Origin of the sequence: Chryseobacterium taklimakanense (assembly GCF_900187185.1) — a bacterium.
Classification (GTDB): domain Bacteria; phylum Bacteroidota; class Bacteroidia; order Flavobacteriales; family Weeksellaceae; genus Planobacterium; species Planobacterium taklimakanense.
In genome coordinates this window covers 2451610-2469022 of the sequence record NZ_LT906465.1, presented here as the reverse complement: position 1 = coordinate 2469022, position 17413 = coordinate 2451610, and the positions used below count along the sequence as shown (strand labels likewise).

The following is a 17413-nucleotide window of genomic DNA, read 5'->3' as shown; positions in this document are numbered from 1 at the left end:
TTACTGTGCGTGGGTTGATTTTTAAATTATTTTTCACTCCAGATAACCGAATTTTCCGGAATTAAAATCCTCAAAGGCCTGGATGATTTCTTCTCTCGTATTCATCACAAACGGACCGTGTGGAAAGATAGGCTCATTTAAAGGTTCCCCGCTGATAATCAAAGCAACAGAATCTTCATTCGCGGTGACTGTAAACGTTTCGCCTTCATTTTCAAAAAGGACAAAATAATCGGTCGCCACTTTATCTTCGCCGTTCACCGTGATGTCCCCTTCAATTACCAAAGCTCCCGTATTGAAACGGGCCGGAAAACTGAATTCCGCTGTGCCGCCGCTTTTCAGTTTGGCGTTCATCAAATTTACCGGACTGAAGGTCTGCGCCGGGCCTTTCTCACCCTGAAACTCGCCCGCAATTATTTCTACAAAGCCATTTTCGCCCAAATCCACGATTTTCATATCGGCATTTTTAATCGCCTGATATTTTGGGGTGCTCATTTTATCTTTCGCAGGCAAATTTACCCACAGCTGCACCATCTGGAAAATTCCACCTACTTTCGCCCATTCCGTTTCGTGAAACTCTTTGTGCAAAACGCCGGAAGCCGCCGTCATCCACTGCACGTCGCCCTGCCCGATTACTCCGCCGCCGCCTGCAGAATCGTGATGTTCCACTTTACCCTGGTAAGCGATCGTCACTGTTTCGAAACCCCTGTGCGGATGCACGCCGACACCCCTCGGGATTTCGGATGCAGCAAAATGATATTTAGAATTATAATCCAGCATTATGAACGGATCCATACGTTTCATGTCCAGATGATAAGCACTCGGAATAAAATTATGCACCCGGAAACCATCACCCACAAAATGCGCAGCTTTTGGAGCTACTACGATCTCTACTTTTTTTGTTGCCATTTTTTAGCTCATTTATTATTTTATCGAAGTTTTGGAATTCTTCTTCCGTTTTTCATTAACAAACATACGAAAGTACAGTTTCCGGTGCATTGATGTATGGTAATTTGCGGTAATGTGGTGATGTGATCATTGACGACATTTGACGAATTGGAACAATTTTAACACCAATTTAAACTTAAAAACTTTCATTCTGCTTTCATATTATCGCCGTCGCGGATGTGCAGCCGCCTGAAGACAAAACCGGAAATGACCGTGAGAAGCCCGATGGTTAAAAATGTGTACCGGAACGCATCGTGAGTGCCCTGTTCCCCAAAACCGAGTTTGCCTTCAAAAATTTTAAGGACAATCAACCCGAACGCGGTACCAAAACCAATGGCAAGCTGCTGATTTACTGCCAGTAATGAATTTCCACTGCTGGTCATTTCCTGGCGCAGGTCGGCGATGGCGATGGTATTCATCGAGGTAAACTGTATCGAATTAAAAAATCCAAGTATCGCCAAAAGCGGTACAAACCAGTAAATCGAGGTTCTGACTCCCGGTATTGCAAAACTGATAATGATAAAACCGATAATCATGGTGTTGAGCATCAACGTTTTGCGGTAACCGATTTTATTTAAAATTTTAATGACAAAAGATTTGCCGAACATTGCAGTTAATGCCATCGGAGCCACGATCCAGCCTGAAATGACCGCACTTTGTCCGTACGCAATCTGAATCATCAGCGGAATTAAAAGCGGAACCGAAGAAATCCCCAATCTGGTCGCCAGGTTCCCTAAGATCCCGACACGGAAAGTGCGTATCTGAAATAAATTTAAAGGAAAAATGGGATTATTGTCTTTTTTGGCGTGGACGTAATAATAATACAGCAACAAAAAGCCCAACACGAAAACGCCCAAAACCGGGGTAATGTTTTTTGCATTACCTAAAAATTCAAGTGCGACGGAAAGTACAAGAGAAGCCGAAGCGAAAATCAGGAACCCTTTCAAATCGAAATCCAGGATTTTGGATTTGTAATCGGGCATATATTTTAAACCCAAAATAATTCCCGCCAAACCCATCGGAATATTGATGAAAAAGATCCAGTGCCATGTAAGATAATCCACCATATAACCGCCGACCAGCGGCCCCAGAACCGGACCGATGAGCGCAGGAATAATTGCAAAATTCATGGCTTGCACGATTTCATTCTTGTCGAATGTTTTGATTAAAGCCAGCCTTCCGACCGGAGTCATCATCGAGCCTCCTAATCCCTGGATTACCCGGGCTATCACGAGGTGCGTTAGGTTTTGAGACAACCCACAGAGCACAGAACCAAGCACGAAAAGTATAAGCGATACGACAAAAACTTTCCTGGTTCCAAATTTATCTGCCAAAAAACCTGAAACCGGCATAAAGACAGCTAAGGTGAGTACGTAACTGATGATCGCGTTCTGCATATTCAGCGGTGATTCGCCGAGGTCTTTTGCGATGGACGGCAGCGAGGTATTCAGAATCGTGGAATCCAGCATCTGCATGAAAATTGCGGTCGCGAGGATCAGGGGAAGGATTTTCTTGGTTGTTTCTAGTGGAAGTTCATCATTATTTGACATGCCACATCAGCATCAAAAATCAAACCTTTTCAGATCAACTTCCGCTGGAATTTCGTCACCATTTTCAATATGCCGGAAAAGTACTTCTGCGAAAAAGCAACCATTGAGAATTCCCCTCGCTCCCAAACCATTAAACACATAAAAGTTCTGAAACTCTGAATGATTTCCCAGGAGCGGGCGTCTGTCCCTCACTGTAGGTCTGAAACCAAAATGCTCTTCAACCACCTCAAAATCCCGCATGTAAATTTCACCGAGACCGTTAATCAACTGCTCTATTGCCGAATCGTCGATCTTATGATGAAGCTGTTCCCTGTCGTAAGTTCCGCCGTAGAAATGCAAGTGTTCATTTAACGGAAATAAGAAATGTTTTTTCTTTATCGTAAAATCATTCTGTAGATTTTCTGAAAGTTTTACGCGAATGTGATGGCCTTTATTGGGATTCAGCGGGATATTCTTGAAGTAAGGATTTTCGGTAACGCCCATTCCTTCGGCAAAAACAATATTTTCAAAAGTTATTTCCCTGTATTGATTTTTTAACGGATCGAGTTTTGAATAATCAAACCGTTCACGCATAAGGTGGCCTCTTTCCTCAAGAAAATTAGGAAAATCTTTAAAAAAGCCCGCAACATCCAGGCGTGCGGACTGCTCAACTTTCCCGGTCCCGAACGGATTTTTAACACCTTCGATTTCGGAAAATTCGGTTGAGAGAAAAGGTTTCAGTTCTTCAGTTTGGGACTTCTTAAGCCAAAGTTCCTTTTCCCTTTCATCATGAAAAATACGGCGGATATTTTCATCAACCAGATAATTTTTCTTGGTGAATTTTTCTATTTCAGCAAGTGTTGTCTTCAAAAAATCAATCTGCTCCTGTGCTTTCCAAAATGTTGTAAATTTCTTTAGCACAACCGGATTTATAATTCCCGCAGAGACCTGCGAAGCGCTTTTTCTGCCGTCGGAAAAAAGGGCGAAGGACTTATTATTTTTAATAAGCTGATGCGCAAAAAAAAGAGCTGCGTAACCGTCGCCGACAATGATATATTCTACATTTTTCATAATAAGAAAAACCTGATTAAAGTTAATCAGGTTTTAAGCAATATCAAAATTTCATGCTAATAATTCCACATGTCATTTTCCATCTGCAGAATCTGCGCTTTAATACGTTCGTGCTCCTCCATCTGCTCATCAGCATTACGTGGAATATAGTCTTTTATAACACCATTTCCCAAACCATTGTCAGATTTATAAATCACAGATGAAAATCTTCTGGCATTTAGAATGTCATCATAAGTAATATCTGAAGAAAGGTTCTTGTTGTTGAACACCACTGAGTTTACAAGCAGCGGGCGGACATTAGGATAAAAAACCCAGAACAGGTCAATATAATCATCTCCTGCATCTACCAGCTCACCGTCACCGCCAATGACTCCCATGGTTTGCGGATCCTTGCCCATCGCCGCAATGCCCAGCAAACGGTATTTCATCTGGGAATCACGCCTGTCTATATACCACATCCCTTTAATCTTAAGAAGTTTTACGTTCTCAGATTTGGTTTCGTACACGTCCGTACCAGCTTTTTTGTCTTCTTCGGTTACTGTTGCACCTGAATTAATCTTATCAATTAAGTCATCAGAGATTACCAGTTTGCTGATACGCTTCTGGATCTCATCCATACCCAATCTGGTCGTAAACATTTCGTCATCATACACTTCCTCGATCTTCCCGGACTTTATTCCATCAATAAGAATCTGATAAAGTGATTTATTCTGTGATACCAAACCGTCAGAGTTATGGTAAAGTGGCTGGTTCAGCTTATCATTCAGGTCAATAATTTCCCACACCACCATACTCTTCAGAATATCTTTTTCATCAATATAACCGTACGGTAACGGAACAGTCTCATTTGATACGATGCTGTCCCCTTTTTTTATTTTATTTTCTTCGCGAAGCTGGCGGAATTCTTCAGGCGATTTGGCATTCAGAATGGACTGTGCCTGCGAAAATCCTACCGCTGCTAAAAATAAACTGCACAATAACTTTTTCATTTTTGACAGATGAATTGTTTGTATTACTCTAGTTGCTGACATTAATTGTCACGTTGCTTGGGGTTTTAGGTATACTGTTCCCCATTCCTGTCGCAGTAACTTCAATATCAAGAATTGTTACTTTATCGCCCGCACGAAGGTTGGTAAACAGGTGGCCAACTTCGCTGAGCGAGTTTCCGCTTACAAAAGCTGTAGGTTTGCCCGGTACTTTCACTTTAAATCCGGTTACTGTAAAGCTTACCGGATATACGAATCCTGGCATATCCACGCTTACAGTCTGGTTTTTAATTGAGCTCGCCGGCATAGCAACTGCACTTTTACCACGAACCGTAGCTACTACCGGCGGTAGTTTCTTAACCATATACTTCGTGGATTTCCCGCCAACAGTCAGCGTTACTTCATCTACAGGTCCCGGCGTTACTGTCCACTTGCCACCACCTCCGGAAACTGTGGCTCCAGTTGCAGAAATAGACGTTGATGATGTAGCACCGTCAATATTCACAGGGTTAGGAAAACCCTGGTAAAGAACCGTGCCCGAAGTAATCGTCGCAGTGTAGTCCTGAGTTTTCTGCTGTGTAAAATCTTCCGTATGTGAAGAATTTGAAGTCATCGGTGGCGAAGTAGTCGGAGTCTGCGTTATCAAGGTTGAATTTGGATCTGCAATGATACTTTTCCCCTGCAAATAAATTGATAAAGCATCCGACTGGATGTTTCTTACTTCAGTTGCTAAAATCTCCAAATTAGAAAGAGCTGCAACCAATGGCTGATTATAAAACTTATGCATCAACCAGCTTTTGCCATTCTTTTTCTGAGGATATTCAGTAATCAGGTTCTGTTTCGCTCTGGATACTACAGTGGAAAACTTTTCGTCCCCTTCAAATTTTTGTATAATAAATCCGCGTAATGCGTTTATTTTATTGATCAGGGATTTTGCTTCCCCGGAAGGTTTGTTTTCGTCTCCCCCCTGAAAAAACAATTTAGTGGAATGCTCAGCGTTGTTCAAACTGTTATAGTCAAAATTTTCTTCATTAAATTTGAAGCCTGACTGCGTTACCATTGTATTTTTGATCCGATTGATATCATTCACCAAATCATCACTATAACCTTTCAGTTCAAGATAATTCTGATAAGATACCTGATCGTCGGGTGAATTCTGTGCTTTCTCTGCTAAGTTTTTTTCAAATACTTCGTTTTTTGAATTTGTCAGCGAAAGCGTTTCACTTAATGAAACCTGCGTATCGTAGAATGACCTTACAATTTCCTGGTCGATCTGCATTGCGAGCATCGCAATGAAAACCAGATACATCAGGTTGATCATCTTCTGACGCGGTGTCTGTTTTCCTTGTGCCATTTTAATAGATTTCTTTAATAATTTTACTTTTTAAAATGGTTACAATTATGACTTCATCGCATTAAGCATACCGCCGTAAACTCTGTTCAGGTTATTTAAGTTAGATGTAAGTCCTGTTAATTCTTCATTGAATTTAGCAGAATGTTCCGCAGATTTCTGAAGGTCAGCCACGTATCTGGTGTGATATTCAGACTGCTGTTTACCATGCTCGAGCTGAAGTGCGTATAAGGCGTTCATACTTTCAAGATGACTTGCAGCCAGTGTAAGCTGATCATTGTATTTACGTGTAGAGGAAGACACATCTACCGTCTGGTTTATTTGTTCTACAGAATCTGAAAACTTATCGATCCCGGACTTTAATCTTTCGAACAAATTCACATCAAGTTTCGCATCAGCCAACATTTTATCGAGCTTGTCAGAAAGTGAAACATCAAGGTCCGAAGATTCTGCGAGCTTGCTTACTGTTCTTGCCTTTGGTTGCGCTTCATTATCCAAAAGTTCCGGATAAACATTTTCCCACGCATACTGTGTGGTGGAATCGTGGTCCGGAAAAAACGCCATATAAAGGAATACTAAAACCTCTGCCCCAAGACCGATTCCCAAGATCAGGTTACCGGAAATAGGCCCTATGCTAATGTGCAGCATTTTGAATAATGCCCCAAGGATTACGATCGCAGCAAAAAATGAATAGACAAAATTTGAAATTGCAGCTCTGTTTTTAAACATTGTATATAATTTTAGTATTATTAATGTATATTAGTTGGTTCTTTTTTTGAATTTAGCAGAGCCTTCCGGGATGTCCTGTACAGTTCTGAACCCAATATAACTGCGGGCAGAATCTTTTCTTTCCCAATCGCGGTTTCCGGTCATAAGCAAGTAGCCTACATCTTTCCACGAGCCCCCTCTTACGGATTTTTTTACTTCTCTATACGCCTGATTGGACAGAGATGGGTTTAAGGTTGAGGAAAACTGATAAGTAGCGTTGTTGTACGGAGACTCGGTCCATTCAGCAACATTACCCGCCATATCATAGAGCCCGAAATCGTTTCTTCCAAATTTTTTCACCGGCGCCGTATACATATAAGTTCCTTTCTTTTCGTCCTCAATATAATTACCTCTTTTCGGTTTAAAGTTGGCCAGATAGCAACCTCTGTCATCAACCAGGTAAGGACCGCCCCATGGATATGTAGCATTTGCACGTCCACCTTTAGCAGCATATTCCCATTCTGCTTCCGTTGGAAGGCGGAAGTTCATAGGTTTTTGTTTTTTCTTTTTAAGACTTTCGTTATAGTCTGATTTTAATTTCGACTTGAAATTGCAGTAAGCTCTCGCCTGATCCCAGGTCACGCCCACGACTGGATAATTGCTGTATGCAGAATGCCAAAAATACTGGTTGAAAAGCGGTTCGTTATATGCATAATTGAAGTCTCGCAACCACACCGTCGTATCAGGATATACTGCGATACTTTCTTTTTTTAGGTAAGAAATATTTCTTTCCCTGTTTTTCACTGCACTTTCAATATCTTCCCACTCATACGCATATCTCAGCTTCCTTGCATCAATAACTCTTTCGTTATTGATTCGTTCAGCTTTAGGGATATACATCGATTCCATAATCTCAGCATACTGTACGTCCGGATATTGTGAAGTATTCCAGTATAATGGTTCGCTCCAGTCCAGTCTTTTTGACTGATCATATCCGTCACGGCCGCCGTGTGATTCAATAAATTCATCATATGGGGTTGCGTTCCCTGATTTTTTTGAAAGGTAGGCGTAATTTCCAATTCCGGTCCCGCTACCGTCTCCGGCTGCTTCTGCAAGAAGAGTTCTGGCGATCGAGTCTCTCACATATTTTACAAACACGCGATATTCCCCATTGGTAACCTCGGTCTCGTCCATAAAGAATGAAGACACAGTTACTGTTTTCAACATCGCTTTTTCAGGAGTATCAGTCATATCCTGATCTGCATTTCCCATCACAAATGAACCGCCAGGAATAGCCACCATACCATAAGGTCTTTCTGCTAAAAATGACTTTGACTTTTCAGCTGCTATAAGCTCACCCCGTGAGCCAGGTTTGCCTGCTGATCTGCTTCCCTTCGAACAGGAGACAATTACAAAGGCCGACATTACTAAAAGGAAGGTTCTTCTCATGTTATGAACTAAAAAATTAGTCTACAAAAAAATATAAGTCTTTCTAAATCTTATGAAGATTTATTTCTAACGCAAAATAAAGTATAATATTTTGTCCTGTTATGAAATTATTCTACGGTTACAGATTTTGCCAGATTTCTAGGCTGATCTACATTCGCACCTCTTAAAACAGCAATATAGTATGCCAAGAGCTGAAGCGGCACAGATGCTAAAATTGGCGAGAAACATTCCTCAGAATCAGGAATTTCGATCACATGGTCCGCCATAGATGCGACCTGCTCGTCTCCTCTGGTTACCACGGCGATTACCTTCCCTTTTCTTGCTTTAATTTCCTGTACGTTGCTTACGATTTTGTCGTAATGTCCTTTTTTCGGAGCGATAATGACGATTGGCATATTTTCATCAATCAAAGCAATCGGACCGTGTTTCATCTCAGCCGCCGGATAACCTTCTGCGTGGATGTAAGAAATTTCCTTCAGTTTCAATGCTCCTTCCAGGGCTGCAGGATAGTTGTAGCCGCGGCCAAGGTATAGAAAATTGGTTGCATCTGCGTATTGCTTTGATATCTCTTTTACATAATCGTGCGTGGATGCAAGAACTTCTTCCACTTTATTAGGGATATTGTCCAGCTCGGTAATGAGTTTCATAAAATCCTGTTTGCTCAAATTCCCGTTATGGTGCCCTAATTTGATGGCAATAAGAGACAATATCGTAAGCTGAGCGGTGAAAGCTTTGGTAGAAGCTACACCGATTTCAGGCCCTGCGTGCGTATAAGAACCGGCATCTGTAATACGCGCAATAGACGAGTCAACTACATTACAGATTCCGTAGATAAACGCCCCTTTTTCCTTAGCCAGCTTAAGCGCAGCCATAGTGTCAGCCGTTTCACCAGACTGTGAAATCGCAATTACCACATCTTTATCCGAGATGATCGGGTTTCTGTACCTGAATTCTGAAGCATATTCTACTTCGACAGGAATTCTGGCAAATTCCTCGATTAAATATTCCCCAATAAGGCCTGCATGCCATGAAGTTCCGCAGGCAATAATGGTAATTTTATGAGCATTTTTGAATCTTTCAAGGTGATCCCAGATTCCGGCCATTTTAATGATGCCTTCATCCACAAGGATTCTTCCTCTCATCGTGTCATGGATGGACTTAGGCTGCTCAAAAATTTCTTTAAGCATAAAATGTTCATAACCGCCTTTCTCGATCTGCTCCAGGTTAAGTTTTAATTCCTGAACGGTCGGATCAATTTTAGAATTGTCAATGATTGTGCGGATATCTACTCCATCCTGCAAAGAGATTGTTGCCATATGTCCTTCTTCCAGGTAAATGGCTTCTTTCGTAAATTCTACGAACGGGGATGCATCTGATGCGATGAAATATTCATTATCACCAAGCCCAATTGCCAGTGGAGAACCTAACCTGCCTACTACCAAAAGTCCAGGGAAGTCGTCGTGCATTACGGTAATTGCATAAGCACCATAAACCTCGTTAAGCGCATTTCTTACGGCAGTTGGGAAGTCAATGTCAGGATTGATGTCCATGAAGTATTGGATAAGGTTCACCAGAACCTCAGTATCCGTCTCGGACTGGAATGTAAATCCTTTTTCAACAAGCATGGTTTTGATGGTGTCATAATTTTCGATGATTCCATTATGTACCAATGCAATTTTTCCGTTATTTGAAAGATGCGGGTGCGAGTTTCTGTCGCTCGGCACACCATGAGTTGCCCACCGTGTGTGTCCCATTCCCACTTTTGCTTTGCCTCTCAAGTTTTCAGAAATCGCCACCAGGTCATCTACCTTTCCTTTTGTTTTAGCGATATCAAAAGTATTATTATAAGAGTCCAGCACAATACCTGCACTGTCGTAACCTCTGTATTCAAGTCTTCTTAAACCGTTGATGACGATTTCATAAGCGTCCTGAAATCCCGTATAACCTACAATTCCACACATAATTTTTTTTCTATTGAGTTTTTTTAGTTGAATAAATAATATGAAGTTGAGCCCTGTTTGCCAGCTGCGGGTTAGCCGGATTATCTGTATCCGTACCTACCAGGACAATTCTGTTCGGCGTATAGACTCTTGTGTTGTACTGCTGTGCCACCGGCATTCCGGTATTGGAATTCAAATCATAAGCCCCCACCGATAATGCGATATCTTTCGCTTCTTCTGATTTTTCGATAATATCTTTGAAGGTTTGAGTAACAGTCAGTTCGTAATAAGCAGGATTTTTATCAAGGTTATAACCTTTGATCAACTGTATTGCCCCGTTTGCAGAGAAAGCTGCAAGATCTGTCAGGAAGGTTGACATATCCCTCCTTTCTTTTTGAGGTTTTGTAGGATCAAAATATTCCGAGGTAAAATTTGTTGGTTTTTCATAACTGTTATTCCAAACTGATGTGTCGGAATACAGTTTTATTTTCGCGGAAAGAATTCCTATTTTTTGAGTTTTATAAAGTTCACGCACCTGTGCTACTGTAGCCGCCGGAATCCTGATCCCAACACTTGGACCGCCCATTCCCTGGGCGTAGATCCTTTTATCACCTGTTTGGTAATTTACTGCAGCCGTTTTGCCGTAAGGTTCAGAAGGTGTACCCGTACGCACATTTGCAATCTGGTTAAAATGAACATTTCCGGAACCTAAAGATATCGGGTAAACTGCCGCAGTTGCCTTTGTAGTCCCGTTGGAAGTGACATCACTTTTATAATAGATTTTAATCTGCGTGTCGTTTGGCGTGAATTTGAAGATGTAGCCGTCGTTTTCTGCTACAGAAATTCTGATGCCTTTGAAATATCTTATGAAATTAGAAGCATCAGAAAGTTCCGGCTGCCCTTTTTTGGCAATAATCTTATTCTGGAAGAAATTCTTGTCCAGATTTACACGGATGTATGGATCACTTTTATAAAGTTCCGAATTATCGGTCTTTTTGGTTATTGTGGTACCAGTAACGGTGCCGCCAATCTGTTTGCTTCCAAGTAAAGTGCTGTAATTTACCACCTGGTCAGAATAAACTATATCTGACGGTGCGCCAAGGAAATCGGTCACTTCATGAACGTTTACGGTCAGCTTCAGGTTTTTGTTTCCGTATTTCGTAACTGGATACGTATTGGTTACTTTTTTAGCTTCTACATTTCCATCTGGATAAACAAATTTGTCATCGGTCACCGTTTTTACTGAATCTGTGGGATATACCGGCTTAATCTCAAGAACCACCGAGTCTACAACAGGATTCGTCCCGAAGTCAGGATTGTAGGTTGAAAGCCTTGCCTGAGTCACATAGCTGGATTTCTGCAAACCGAACTGCGGTTCATTGAAAGCTCCCAGAGTTGCGTATGTAAGTTTTGAAGCATCACTCCGTATCGTATCATTATTGCTGATGTTGTACGCAATTACATCATAAGCCTTGTTCACCCCTTCTGCAGATGCCCCTTCAAAAAATTGTGAACCTAAATTATCAGCTTCAGATTCACAGTTCCACAGCATAAAACTTCCGGCCATTAATAAAACAGAAGTTTTAAAAATACTCTTAATATTTTTTGTCATTGAAAATTCAAATAGATTAATAAACTTTTTCGATAGCGTCAGGCTCCACATAGTCCGCTTTTTGTACTTTGGCCTTTTCGTAGGATTGATCAATATTACCTTCCAGGAACTCATCGCCTTTTACCACTACATCAGCAAAATTCAGACTGTCGGTCACAAACTGTTCAGAGTTTGGGGATTCTAACGATTTAAGCTCAGAAATATTGTCAAACTGCAGCACTTCCTTTACCGTATCGGTAAGCTGCACATTTTCCTCATTGTAAACGGAAATTACAATTTTAGTATCTTTAAAATAATAATCGTTCTTGTAGAAGGTCTTCAGGTATATTGGAATGAGTGAAGACATCCAACCGTTGATGTGGATCACGTCGGGCACCCAGTTCAGTTTCTTGATGGTTTCTATCACGCCTCTGGCAAAGAAGACGGCACGCTCGCCATTGTCTTCAAAACCTTTTCCCTCCTCGTCTGTATAATAGGATTTGCGCTGGAAATATTCTTCATTATCAATAAAATAAACCTGCAAACGCTCACCCGGCAGAGATGCCACCTTTATGATCAGCGGCTGATCAAGATCATTAATAATGATATTCATCCCGGAAAGCCTGATGACCTCGTGAAGCTGAAATTTTCTTTCACTTATCAGCCCAAACCGCGGCATAAACACTCTCACATCATTTCCCTCATGGTGCATCTTCAGCGCCATCCTGTTCACCGTTGCCGCCATGCTGCTCTCTTCCTGATAAGGATACATCTCGGTGGTAACGTATAATATTTTCTGATTCGGCATAATTTCTTCCTGATCTTTTTTAAAGACACAATTCACCGCAAAAGTACGAAATTTTGAAATAATAATTTTAAATTAACGATTTTTAAGATATCTCACACTGCAAATAAGTTTACAGATATTTTAGCTTTTGATTTTTTTAATTATTTTTGTTTGAAACATACCTTAAAAAAAGATGGAAGTACTGAGAAGTAAAAACGCACTGTGCGCCTATATCGAGCGAAACAGGGAAATGGGAAAAAAGATTGGTTTTGCACCCACGATGGGAGCCCTGCATGAAGGACACCTTTCTCTATATGAAGCTGCCCGCAAGGAAAATGACTTGGTAATTTCATCCATATTTGTAAACCCTACACAGTTCAACAACAGCGCTGATCTGCAAAAATATCCCCGAACGGTAGAAGCAGACATAAAACTGCTTGAATCTACAGGAAATATTGACGCGGTTTATATCCCGAAAGAGCAGGACATATATCCCAACGGCCTGAAAAGCGAAAAATACGATTTCGACGGTCTTGAAAACGAAATGGAAGGCAAATTCCGGCCGGGACATTTTGATGGCGTGGGAACAGTGGTTGAAGAACTCTTCCGCCAGGTGCAGCCGGACAACGCTTACTTTGGTGAAAAAGATTATCAGCAGCTGGCCATCATCAAGAAAATGGTTGAAAAGAAAAATCTTCCTGTAAAAATACACGGTGTTCCCACACTAAGAGAAGACAGCGGACTGGCCAGGAGCTCCAGAAACGAAAGATTAACGCCGGAGCAGAGAAAAACTGCCAAAATAATACACGAAACGCTGACGCAGGTAAACGACTGGTTCCGCGTAGTATCAATCCCGGAGATTAAAGACCGGGTGAACAAAATCTTTGAAAAAACCAGCGGAATTGTGCTGGAATATTTCATCATCGCAGATGAAGAAACCCTGAAGGAGACAGATTTCTTTTACAAAGACAGAAATTACCGCGCATTTATCGCCGCATTTGCCGGGGAGGTGCGGCTGATTGACAATAAACATTTAGACTAAATTTTTATCAGTTAAAATTTCCCGGGTTACTTCAAACCAGAACATAACACTTCCCTTAGGATAGATTTATTCAAAGAATAAGTACAGTTTTCTTAAAATTTTTATTGAAACATAAAAGTACTTTTTAAATCTTCAGAAACAACACCGCAAACATCAAAGGCTTCCCGAAGGAAGCCTTTGAACACCAAATCACAAAATATTAATATGAAAAAAATTTACTTTTCAGCAAATTTGTGACCTGGCTGGGATTCGAACCCAGGACCCATACATTAAAAGTGTATTGCTCTACCAGCTGAGCTACCAGGTCTTTTTCTTAATTAACAATTTTACCAATTAAGAAAAATTGAGATAAAGAATTTCAAATTCTCTATATACTTTCACTGTGCCTGCGACTGGACTCGAACCAGCACATCCATAGGAAACCACCCCCTCAAGATGGCGTGTCTACCAATTTCACCACACAGGCAAAAAAAAACCGTAACACATACGGGCTTCTTTTGTTTGTGACCTGGCTGGGATTCGAACCCAGGACCCATACATTAAAAGTGTATTGCTCTACCAGCTGAGCTACCAGGTCGGCCACTTTTATTGGCAGTGTTAACTGCTCAAAAAGTGGTGCAAAGATAGGGCTTTTTTTAAATTCTCAAAATTTTTTTAGATATTTGTTTAAATTTAAAACATGATAATTTCTTTGGCCGGCTATATGGGCAGCGGTAAATCTCACATTTCCAAAATATTGAGCGATAAACTCAATTTCAAACTCATTGACCTGGACAAAGAAATTGTGAAAAAAAATAAACTCACCATCCCCGAAATATTCCAGAAAAAGGGTGAGATCTTCTTCAGAAAACAGGAAAGAGAAGTTCTGGAGGAAGTTCTAGCCACTGAAAACAACTGCGTTTTAAGTTTAGGAGGCGGCACACCGGCTTACTACAATAATATGGATGTCATCAATCAAAATTCGTTGAGTTTTTATCTTCGTGCCAACGTCGCAACCTTGTCAGACCGCCTAAAAAAACAAAAAGCTAAGCGTCCGCTCCTCGCCAATATCGCCGATGAGGATTTACCTGAATTTATTGCCAAACACCTCTTTGAAAGAAACGCCTACTACAATAAATGCCGGTTCACAGTCAACACAGACCACCGGACTCCCGAGGATATTGCGGAAGAAATCATTCATCATCTTCCGACGTATTAAAGAAGCTGTCCCAATAATCTTCGTCGCCTGCCGCCACCTCTGGATCATCTGCAGAAACATAATCCTCGATTTCGCGGCGGTCTTTCTTGGTTGGCCGTCCCTCGCCTTTTATGCGGTAATAATTCTGCTCCATACGGCGCATTTTCAGGATTTCATACTGTTCTTTATCTGTCATATCCACGACATGAAGAGGAACCAGTTTAGCCCCAATTCTGCTTTTGGGAATCTGCAACACCTTGATCTTATAATCGATCTGGTTTTTTCTTATTTTGATGATATCGCCTTCTTTGATCTCTTTGGAGGATTTCACGACATTTTCTCCTACCGAAACACGGTTTTTCTTTATTTCATCTGAGGCCATGCTGCGGGTTTTGTAAAACCTTACACTCCACAAAAATTTATCAATTCTCATTATTTTTTTTACTTTTGCGTATTCAAAAATAATCATTAATATGAAAAAAGCCCTAATATATATCGCTGCCGCAGCGTTGACCGTTACATCTTGCCGCAAAGAAGACACTGACAGCACTGAATCTATCATTAAGGATGAAGTGAAAGATCTAACTGTGCAAAACAGCAATGATGACAAAGCGATTGCGAAATATATGGATGAGCATTATCTGGATGCATCGGGAAAAATCACAAGATTTAGCAGCACAGATACATCTGATGATGCCAATAAAAAACTTTCTGAACTTAATGTTCAAAAACTCCCTTCAGGTGTAATCGTCATTGTGCGCGAAGGTGCGCAGCCAAATCCTGGAACTGCCATCGGCGCAACGGATATCATCAGCATCATGCAGAGATCCTACTCGTTCGTAGCACAGGAAAACAACGGCATCGAGTATGTTTCTGAGATTCCGTTTGCCAACACGATTGACGGCACCGGAAACCCAGAAGTGGACCCGTCATACTATTATGTAAAGCAGTCTGTGATGGATGCCAGCAATAAGACAAGGGCATATTACGAGATCGAAGGCTTCCAGGAAGGTCTGAAATATTTTAAAAGTTTTAATTTGCCAAATTCAGCAAACTATAACCTTCAGGGCGTGATCCTGGTTCCATCGAGAGCAGCATTTGCGAGAGACGAACACTATCCGTACTCCGGAATGAGTTTCAGGAACAGGTCATTTGTCTTCAACTTCCAGATTTACAGAACAACGCCAAGATAAAAAAAGCGGGATTCAAATTGAATCCCGCTTTTTTTTAATTTCTGTTTTTCACATTCCCCAAAATATCCGGGAAATAAAGGTCTGCCAATTGGTCAAATTCATCACCACGCATAAACATGCTGGCATCTACCTGATCGTAGGAATCGCGGCCGGCAGCAGCAATCAGTTCGTTGCAGGTATGAAGCGTGTTTTTATGGAAATGATATACCCTTTCCGCTTTATCGGTTACATCAAGGCCTTTAATCAGCATTTTATCCTGTGTAGCCACACCTGTCGGGCAGGTATTGTTGTTGCAGCGCAACGCCTGGATGCAGCCCAGCGAAAACATGAAGCCACGGGCATTGTTACACATATCGGCGCCCATTGCAATCGCTCTCAAAATGTCGAGAGACGTCAGCACTTTGCCGCTGGCAATTACTCTAAGCTTATTTCTTACGTTGTAGCTTTTTAAAGTTTTGTTCACGAACATCAATGCAGGTTCCAGAGGCATGCCCACCCCATCAGAAAATTCTGGCGGTGCTGCTCCGGTGCCCCCTTCAGCACCATCGACCGTGATAAAATCCGGATAGATTTTCAGGACATTCATCTGGGCACAGATTTCTTCAAACTCTTTAGTATCACCAATGCAAAGTTTGAAACCGACAGGTTTTCCGCCGGACAGCTCACGCAGCTGCTGCACGAACTTCAACAAACCGGCCGCATTGGAAAATGCGGAATGCGACGGTGGCGAAATAATCGTCATTCCCGGTGTTACGTGCCGTATTTTAGCGATTTCCGGAGTGTTTTTTGATCCCGGTAGTACACCCCCGTGTCCAGGTTTTGCTCCCTGTGAAAGTTTGATTTCGATCATTTTCACGTTTGGGATTTTGGATTTCTCTGCAAAAAGTTCCGCCGAGAATTTGCCTTCCTCATCGCGGCAGCCGAAATACCCCGTACCAATCTGCCAGCACAGATCGCCACCTTCCATGTGGTAAGGTGAAATTCCACCTTCGCCGGTGTTATGATAGAAGTTTCCTTTTTTGGCGCCCCGGTTTAGGGAAATCTGTGCACGGTCGCTCAGTGAACCGAAACTCATTGCTGAAATATTGAAAAGCGACGCACTGTAAGGCTGCGAACACTGCTCGTTCCCTACCATCACCCTTGGCAATTCTTCTTTCGGTGACTTTGCATAAATGGAATGCTTAATTCCTTCATATTTCCTGTGGTTGATGTTCAGCTGGGTACCGAAGGCCACGGTGTCGCTAAGGTTTTTCGCACGCCTGTATGCGGCTGAACGCTCATTTCTTGGGAAAGGCTTTCCATCGGTTTCCCTTTCGATGAAATACTGCTGCATCTCGGGTGAAATGCTTTCAAAAAAATAGCGGAAATACCCTAAAACCGGGAAGTTCCTTAAGATCGCATGTTTGGTTTGGTTCGCATTGTAAACCCCAACCAAGTAAATTACGGTTAACAGTATGGGAATCCAGTAATGCGCCCTGATCAGCAGTGATATGGCCCATGTGATAATGAGCAGCACGACTCCCCATCGCAGAAATTTATCTCTCATAAAGTTTTAAAAATTTTTCAAAAATACTCAAATAAAAAATCTCGGTAATTTAATAAAAATCTAATAAAAATTTGAAACATCTAATGAAAAATTCACAA

General features: G+C 41.6%; 15 protein-coding genes and 3 tRNA genes. 3 read left to right on the top strand and 15 right to left on the bottom strand.

Annotation, left to right across the window (positions count from 1 at the left end):
- Positions 1 to 33 precede the first annotated feature (33 nt).
- From CKV81_RS11815 to CKV81_RS11770, 10 genes are all read right to left on the bottom strand, one after another.
- Positions 34 to 906 carry a pirin family protein gene (locus CKV81_RS11815; protein WP_095073501.1) on the bottom strand — a complete coding sequence of 291 codons (873 nt, stop codon included), beginning with the start codon at positions 904 to 906 and terminating at the stop codon, positions 34 to 36.
- A 185-nt stretch (positions 907 to 1091) separates the two neighbouring features.
- On the bottom strand, positions 1092 to 2495 hold the full coding sequence (locus CKV81_RS11810) for an MFS transporter (RefSeq protein ID WP_095073498.1): 1404 nt from the start codon (positions 2493 to 2495) through the stop codon (positions 1092 to 1094).
- A 12-nt stretch (positions 2496 to 2507) separates the two neighbouring features.
- Positions 2508 to 3545: an NAD(P)/FAD-dependent oxidoreductase gene (locus tag CKV81_RS11805; RefSeq protein ID WP_095073495.1), complete on the bottom strand. Its 1038-nt coding sequence runs from the start codon at positions 3543 to 3545 to the stop codon at positions 2508 to 2510.
- A gap of 56 nt (positions 3546 to 3601) precedes the next feature.
- Positions 3602 to 4534 (bottom strand): type IX secretion system ring subunit PorN/GldN, encoded by a 933-nt coding sequence (gene porN / locus CKV81_RS11800; protein WP_095073494.1) that lies wholly within the window; start codon positions 4532 to 4534, stop codon positions 3602 to 3604.
- A 28-nt stretch (positions 4535 to 4562) separates the two neighbouring features.
- Positions 4563 to 5885: a GldM family protein gene (locus CKV81_RS11795; RefSeq protein WP_095073491.1), complete on the bottom strand. Its 1323-nt coding sequence runs from the start codon at positions 5883 to 5885 to the stop codon at positions 4563 to 4565.
- Between the two features lie 45 nt (positions 5886 to 5930).
- Positions 5931 to 6611, bottom strand: coding sequence for a type IX secretion system motor protein PorL/GldL (gene porL, locus CKV81_RS11790; protein WP_095073488.1), 681 nt, complete (start codon positions 6609 to 6611; stop codon positions 5931 to 5933).
- Positions 6612 to 6641: 30 nt separating this feature from the next.
- A complete protein-coding gene (gene porK, locus CKV81_RS11785; RefSeq protein ID WP_095073485.1) occupies positions 6642 to 8039 on the bottom strand; it encodes a T9SS ring complex lipoprotein PorK/GldK in 1398 nt (465 codons plus the stop codon).
- 107 nt (positions 8040 to 8146) lie between these two features.
- Positions 8147 to 10000, bottom strand: coding sequence for a glutamine--fructose-6-phosphate transaminase (isomerizing) (gene glmS / locus CKV81_RS11780; protein ID WP_095073482.1), 1854 nt, complete (start codon positions 9998 to 10000; stop codon positions 8147 to 8149).
- 10 nt (positions 10001 to 10010) lie between these two features.
- Positions 10011 to 11546 (bottom strand): DUF4270 domain-containing protein, encoded by a 1536-nt coding sequence (locus CKV81_RS11775; protein WP_258454336.1) that lies wholly within the window; start codon positions 11544 to 11546, stop codon positions 10011 to 10013.
- 61 nt (positions 11547 to 11607) lie between these two features.
- Positions 11608 to 12378, bottom strand: coding sequence for a glycogen/starch synthase (locus tag CKV81_RS11770; RefSeq protein WP_095074494.1), 771 nt, complete (start codon positions 12376 to 12378; stop codon positions 11608 to 11610).
- Positions 12379 to 12550: 172 nt separating this feature from the next.
- On the opposite strand from CKV81_RS11770, the gene panC reads away from it, so the two are divergent.
- The gene (gene panC, locus CKV81_RS11765; protein WP_095073476.1) at positions 12551 to 13399 is read left to right on the top strand and encodes a pantoate--beta-alanine ligase; all 849 of its coding nucleotides are present in this window, start codon (positions 12551 to 12553) and stop codon (positions 13397 to 13399) included.
- A gap of 234 nt (positions 13400 to 13633) precedes the next feature.
- Here panC and CKV81_RS11760 read toward each other — a convergent pair.
- From CKV81_RS11760 to CKV81_RS11750, 3 genes are all read right to left on the bottom strand, one after another.
- Positions 13634 to 13706, bottom strand: a tRNA-Lys gene (locus CKV81_RS11760).
- Between the two features lie 76 nt (positions 13707 to 13782).
- A tRNA-Leu gene (locus CKV81_RS11755) sits at positions 13783 to 13865 on the bottom strand.
- Between the two features lie 38 nt (positions 13866 to 13903).
- Positions 13904 to 13976 (bottom strand) — tRNA-Lys (locus tag CKV81_RS11750).
- A 102-nt stretch (positions 13977 to 14078) separates the two neighbouring features.
- Between CKV81_RS11750 and CKV81_RS11745 the strand changes: the two genes are divergently transcribed.
- Positions 14079 to 14597 carry a shikimate kinase gene (locus tag CKV81_RS11745; protein ID WP_095073474.1) on the top strand — a complete coding sequence of 173 codons (519 nt, stop codon included), beginning with the start codon at positions 14079 to 14081 and terminating at the stop codon, positions 14595 to 14597.
- Here the strand turns inward: CKV81_RS11745 and CKV81_RS11740 are convergent.
- Positions 14572 to 15009 carry an RNA-binding S4 domain-containing protein gene (locus tag CKV81_RS11740; RefSeq protein ID WP_095074492.1) on the bottom strand — a complete coding sequence of 146 codons (438 nt, stop codon included), beginning with the start codon at positions 15007 to 15009 and terminating at the stop codon, positions 14572 to 14574. The two genes, CKV81_RS11745 and CKV81_RS11740, sit on opposite strands and share 26 nt — an antisense overlap.
- A gap of 40 nt (positions 15010 to 15049) precedes the next feature.
- Here CKV81_RS11740 and CKV81_RS11735 point away from each other — a divergent pair, with 40 nt between their 5' ends.
- On the top strand, positions 15050 to 15769 hold the full coding sequence (locus tag CKV81_RS11735; RefSeq protein WP_095073471.1) for a hypothetical protein: 720 nt from the start codon (positions 15050 to 15052) through the stop codon (positions 15767 to 15769).
- A gap of 34 nt (positions 15770 to 15803) precedes the next feature.
- Here CKV81_RS11735 and CKV81_RS11730 read toward each other — a convergent pair whose 3' ends face one another.
- Complete coding sequence (locus CKV81_RS11730; RefSeq protein WP_095073470.1) at positions 15804 to 17315, bottom strand: FMN-binding glutamate synthase family protein; 1512 nt, start codon at positions 17313 to 17315, stop codon at positions 15804 to 15806.
- Between the last annotated feature and the right edge of the window lie 98 nt (positions 17316 to 17413).